4 protein-coding genes are annotated in these 5,584 nt (G+C 57.9%); 1 reads left to right on the top strand and 3 read right to left on the bottom strand.

Annotated features, from left to right (window positions below; all coding sequences use genetic code 11):
• Window positions 1–234: 234 nt before the first annotated feature.
• The gene (gene uvrA / locus ACIOVB_RS18765) at window positions 235–3,069 is read left to right on the top strand and encodes an excinuclease ABC subunit UvrA (protein ID WP_401270208.1); all 2,835 of its coding nucleotides are present in this window, start codon (window positions 235–237) and stop codon (window positions 3,067–3,069) included.
• A 64-nt stretch (window positions 3,070–3,133) separates the two neighbouring features.
• On the opposite strand, the gene bfr is transcribed toward uvrA, so the two are convergent.
• The 3 genes from bfr to ACIOVB_RS18750 all read right to left on the bottom strand — a co-directional run.
• The gene (gene bfr, locus ACIOVB_RS18760) at window positions 3,134–3,598 is read right to left on the bottom strand and encodes a bacterioferritin (protein WP_401270205.1); all 465 of its coding nucleotides are present in this window, start codon (window positions 3,596–3,598) and stop codon (window positions 3,134–3,136) included.
• 150 nt (window positions 3,599–3,748) lie between these two features.
• Window positions 3,749–5,203 carry a catalase gene (locus ACIOVB_RS18755; protein ID WP_401270203.1) on the bottom strand — a complete coding sequence of 485 codons (1,455 nt, stop codon included), beginning with the start codon at window positions 5,201–5,203 and terminating at the stop codon, window positions 3,749–3,751.
• A gap of 240 nt (window positions 5,204–5,443) precedes the next feature.
• The coding region (locus ACIOVB_RS18750) for a bL17 family ribosomal protein (RefSeq protein WP_397504654.1) at window positions 5,444–5,584 on the bottom strand (141 nt) is incomplete at its 5' end.

Genomic DNA, 5,584 nt, shown 5'->3' with positions numbered 1-5,584 from the left:
GGGTCTCGCTGCCACTCATGCGTTCGCTGTGGAGATCGTGCATGGAAAAACCTCGTGTGAACCGGCGGCGATTCTACCAGTCCCATCGGAAGACGGGGTATATCGCGACGCTATGACGCGTATAGATGAAACACTCTTCATGCAGGGTAAAAAACGCTTCGCTTGATAGTGTGCATCCATCCAGTATTTGCCCGTATACTCCTACGTTTTCGACGCCCGCCGAGCGAGGCCACTTTGGACAAGATCCTGATACGTGGGGCCCGTACCCACAACCTGAAGAACATCGACCTGACCCTGCCACGGGACAAACTGTGGGTCATCACCGGCGTGTCCGGATCCGGCAAGTCGTCCCTGGCTTTCGACACACTGTACTCCGAAGGCCAGCGCCGCTACGTCGAGTCGCTGTCGGCCTATGCCCGGCAGTTCCTGTCGATGATGGAAAAACCCGACGTCGACACCATCGAAGGCCTGTCGCCGGCGATCTCCATCGAACAGAAGTCGACCTCGCACAACCCGCGATCCACGGTCGGCACCATCACCGAAATCTACGACTATCTGCGTCTGTTGTATGCACGCGTCGGCACGCCGCGCTGCCCGGATCACGACATTCCACTGGAAGCGCAGACCGTCAGCCAGATGGTCGACCTGGTGCTGGCCCAGCCGGAAGGCAGCAAACTGATGCTGCTGGCACCGGTGATCCGCGAGCGTAAAGGCGAACACCTTTCTGTTTTTGAAGAACTGCGCGCTCAAGGCTTCGTCCGCGCCCGGGTCAACGGCCGCATTTGTGAACTCGACGAGCTGCCGAAACTGGATAAACAGAAGAAGCATTCGATTGATGTGATCGTCGACCGCTTCAAGGTTCGCGCCGATTTGCAGCAACGTCTGGCCGAATCCTTCGAGACCGCGCTGAAACTCGCCGACGGCATCGCCCTCGTAGCGCCGATGGACGACGAGCCGGGCGAAGAAATGATCTTCTCCGCGCGCTTCGCCTGCCCGATCTGCGGCCATGCGATCAGCGAGCTGGAGCCGAAGCTGTTTTCCTTTAACAACCCTGCCGGCGCCTGCCCGACCTGCGACGGTCTGGGAGTGAAGCAGTTCTTCGACATCAAGCGGTTGGTCAATGGCGACCTGACCTTGGCCGAAGGTGCCATTCGCGGCTGGGACAGGCGCAACGTCTATTATTTCCAGATGCTCGGCTCACTGGCCTCGCACTACGGTTTCAGCCTGGAAGTGCCGTTCAACGAACTGCCGGCCGATCAGCAGAAATTCATCCTGCACGGCAGCGGATCGCAGAACGTCGACTTCAAATACCTCAACGACCGCGGCGACATCGTCAAACGTTCGCACCCGTTCGAAGGCATCGTGCCGAACCTGGAGCGCCGTTACCGCGAAACCGAATCGGCGAGCGTGCGTGAAGAGCTGGCAAAATTCCTCAGCACGCAGTCGTGCCCGGATTGCCGTGGCACCCGCCTGCGTCGCGAAGCGCGGCACGTGTGGGTCGGTGAAAAGACATTACCAGCGGTGACCAACCTGCCGATCGGCGATGCCTGCGTGTACTTCGGTGAACTGAAGATGACCGGTCGCCGTGGCGAGATTGCCGACAAGATCCTCAAGGAAATCCGCGAGCGTCTGCAATTTCTGGTTAACGTCGGTCTCGATTATCTGTCGCTGGATCGCAGTGCCGACACCCTGTCCGGAGGCGAGGCGCAGCGGATTCGCCTGGCGAGTCAGATCGGTGCCGGCCTTGTTGGCGTCCTCTACATCCTCGATGAACCGTCAATTGGTCTGCATCAGCGCGATAACGACCGGCTGCTTGGCACCCTCAAGCATTTGCGTGACATCGGCAACACGGTAATCGTGGTCGAGCACGACGAGGACGCTATCCGTCTGGCCGACTACGTGGTGGATATCGGCCCGGGCGCCGGTGTACATGGCGGGCAGATCGTTGCCGAAGGTACGCCAGCCGAAGTCATGGCACACCCTGATTCTCTGACCGGCAAATACCTGTCGGGGCGGGTCAAGATCGAAGTGCCAGCCAAGCGTACGCCGCGCAACAAGAAGCTGACCCTGTCGCTCAAGGGCGCGCGGGGCAACAACCTGCGCAACGTCGACCTGGAAATCCCGATCGGCTTGCTGACGTGCGTAACCGGTGTGTCCGGCTCGGGCAAGTCGACGCTGATCAACAACACGCTGTTCCCGCTGAGTGCAACCGCACTCAACGGCGCCACGACGCTGGAAGCAGCGGCTCATGACAGTATCAAAGGCCTGGAGCATCTCGACAAAGTCGTCGATATCGACCAAAGCCCGATCGGCCGCACGCCGCGCTCCAACCCGGCGACCTACACCGGACTGTTCACTCCGATCCGCGAACTGTTCGCCGGCGTGCCCGAGTCGCGCTCCCGTGGTTACGGCCCGGGGCGTTTCTCCTTCAACGTCAAGGGTGGTCGCTGCGAAGCCTGTCAGGGCGATGGCCTGATCAAGGTTGAAATGCACTTCTTGCCGGATATCTACGTGCCGTGCGACGTGTGCAAGAGCAAGCGCTACAACCGCGAAACCCTTGAGATCAAATATAAGGGCAAGAGCATCCACGAAACCCTCGAGATGACCATCGAGGAAGCCCGGGTGTTCTTCGACGCTGTGCCGGCGCTGGCGCGCAAGCTGCAGACGTTGATGGATGTAGGGCTTTCGTACATCAAGCTGGGGCAGTCGGCGACGACCCTGTCCGGCGGTGAAGCGCAGCGGGTCAAACTGTCTCGTGAACTGTCCAAGCGCGACACCGGCAAGACGCTGTACATCCTCGATGAGCCGACCACCGGCCTGCACTTCGCGGATATCCAGCAACTGCTCGATGTGTTGCATCGCCTGCGCGACCACGGAAACACTGTCGTGGTGATCGAACACAACCTCGACGTGATCAAGACGGCCGACTGGCTGGTTGATCTCGGACCGGAAGGCGGTTCCAAAGGTGGGCAGATCATTGCAACCGGCACGCCGGAACAAGTGGCCGAGATGAAGCAATCTCACACCGGCCATTACCTCAAGCCGTTGTTGATCCGCGACCGGGCTTAAACTCCAGGCATGAAAAAGCCCCTGTCACTTCATCAGTGACAGGGGCTTTTTTGTATCAGTGCAATCAGGTGTGAGATTGCAGGTAGTTCTCGAGACCGATCAGCTTGATCAGGCCTAACTGCTTTTCCAGCCAGTAGGTGTGATCTTCTTCAGTGTCGTTGAGCTGGACCCGCAGGATCTCGCGACTGACGTAGTCACCGTGCTGCTCGCACAACTCGATGCCTTTGCACAGCGCGGCGCGAACTTTGTACTCAAGACGCAGATCTGCTTCGAGCATCGAAGGCACGGTGGTGCCGACATCCAGATCATCCGGACGCATGCGCGGCGTACCTTCAAGCATCAGAATCCGGCGCATCAACGCATCAGCGTGACCGGCTTCTTCTTCCATTTCGTGGTTGATTCGCTCGTAGAGCTTGGTGAACCCCCAGTCCTCATACATCCGCGAATGAACAAAATATTGGTCACGCGCGGCCAGTTCGCCGGTCAGCAACGTGTTGAGGTAATCGATAACGTCTGGGTGGCCTTGCATCGCCCTACATCTCCCTGCTTGAAAGTCTGTAGTTTGAACCAAGCTGACTGCAAGGTCACCCACTTCGCGCAATAAAAGCGAAGATATTCTGAGAAAAGCAGCCTAAATAACGCAAAAACCGCTCTTAATGCGGGCGGTTCTGCTTCTCGTTTAGACTTCGTTAAGCTGTACGCTGAGCAGCTTTGCGATTGCTTCTCCATACGCTGGATCGGCCTTGTAGAAGTGCTGCAACTGACGGTCGACGACGTCAGGAGAAACTCCACCCATTGCACCGGCAATGTTGCTGACCAGCAATGCTTTCTGGTCATCGCTCATCAAGCGGAACAGCGCACCGGCTTGGCTGTAGTAATCGGTGTCTTCGCGGTGATCGTACCGATCAGCTGCGCCGCTCAGGGCCAAGGCAGGCTCAGCGTAGTGCGGAGCTTGTTTCGGCGATTCGGTGTAGCTGTTTGGCTCGTAATTCGGCGCCGCTCCACCGTTGCTGCCGAAAGCCATCGAGCCGTCGCGCTGGTAAGTGTTTACCGGGCTGCGCGGGGCATTCACCGGCAATTGCTGGTGATTGGTGCCAACACGGTAGCGGTGGGCATCGGCATAAGCGAACACGCGACCTTGCAGCATGCGGTCTGGCGACAGACCGACGCCTGGCACCATGTTGCTCGGGCCGAACGCAGCTTGTTCAACTTCGGCGAAGTAGTTCAGCGGGTTACGGTTCAGTTCCAGCTCACCGACTTCAATCAGTGGAAACTCTTTCTGCGACCAGGTCTTGGTCACGTCGAAAGGGTTCTCGTAATGCGTCGCAGCCTGGGATTCGGTCATGATCTGAATGCACACGCGCCACTTCGGAAAGTCACCGCGCTCGATCGCTTCGAACAGATCGCGCTGGGCGTAGTCCGGGTCGGTGCCCGCCAAACGCGCGGCATCTGCCGGTGCAAGGTTCTTGATCCCTTGTTTAGTCTTGTAGTGCCATTTCACCCAGTGACGCTCGCTTTTTGCGCTGATCAGGCTGTAGGTGTGGCTACCGAAGCCATGCATGTGGCGGTAGCCGTCAGGAATGCCGCGGTCAGAGAACAGGATGGTGACCTGGTGCAATGCTTCCGGGGAATGCGACCAGAAATCCCACATCATCTGCGCACTTTTCAGGTTGCTTTGCGGCAGGCGCTTTTGGGTGTGGATGAAGTCTGGGAACTTCAGTGGATCGCGAATGAAGAACACAGGCGTGTTGTTACCTACGATGTCCCAGTTACCTTCCTCGGTGTAGAACTTCAGCGCGAAGCCACGCGGATCGCGCTCGGTATCAGCCGAACCACGCTCGCCACCCACGGTGGAGAAGCGCAGGAAGGTTGGGGTCTGCTTGCCGATAGATTCGAACAGCTTGGCACTGGTGTACTCAGTGATGTCGCGAGTGACCGTGAATGTACCGTAGGCGCCCGAACCTTTGGCGTGTACGCGACGCTCAGGAATGTTTTCACGGTTGAAATGGGCAAGCTTCTCGATCAGGTGAAAATCGTCGAGCAGCAGCGGACCACGCGGGCCGGCAGAGCGAGAATTCTGGTTGTCAGCGACAGGTGCGCCACTGGCGGTCGTAAGCGTTTTGATCTGGCTCATACGGACTTCTTCCTCTGTCAGTCTTGGAACTGCCGGCTAATCGGCTTGGTGTGAATTATTGATCATCAATGTGACACCTACAAATTCATTAACTTGCAGACATCGATAGATAATTACTAATTATGTTTACCAGCACATAGTGCCAACAGAACAGTGTCGGAAGCTTGTACGAACAGCGCATTTTCTTGCGGACACAAAAAACCGGGCACTAGGCCCGGTTTTTCGTTTCAGACTGACGTCTTACTCGGCGGATACAGCTTCGCCGGCAGTAGCACGATCAACCAACTCGACGTACGCCATAGGCGCGTTGTCGCCAGCGCGGAAACCGCACTTGAGGATGCGCAGGTAGCCACCCTCACGTGTAGCGTAACGCTTGCCCAG

This window comes from Pseudomonas sp. NPDC087639, from assembly GCF_044743385.1.
Taxonomy (GTDB): domain Bacteria; phylum Pseudomonadota; class Gammaproteobacteria; order Pseudomonadales; family Pseudomonadaceae; genus Aquipseudomonas.
Note: the sequence above shows the minus strand (reverse complement) of the source record. Positions and strands in the feature narration are given on the sequence as shown.

Excerpts from the sequence above, each read along its gene's own strand:
- bfr (WP_401270205.1), bottom strand. The coding sequence starts at position 3,598 with ATGCAAGGCCACCCAGACGTTATCGATTACCTCAACACGTTGCTGACC.
- ACIOVB_RS18755 (WP_401270203.1), bottom strand. The coding sequence starts at position 5,203 with ATGAGCCAGATCAAAACGCTTACGACCGCCAGTGGCGCACCTGTCGCT.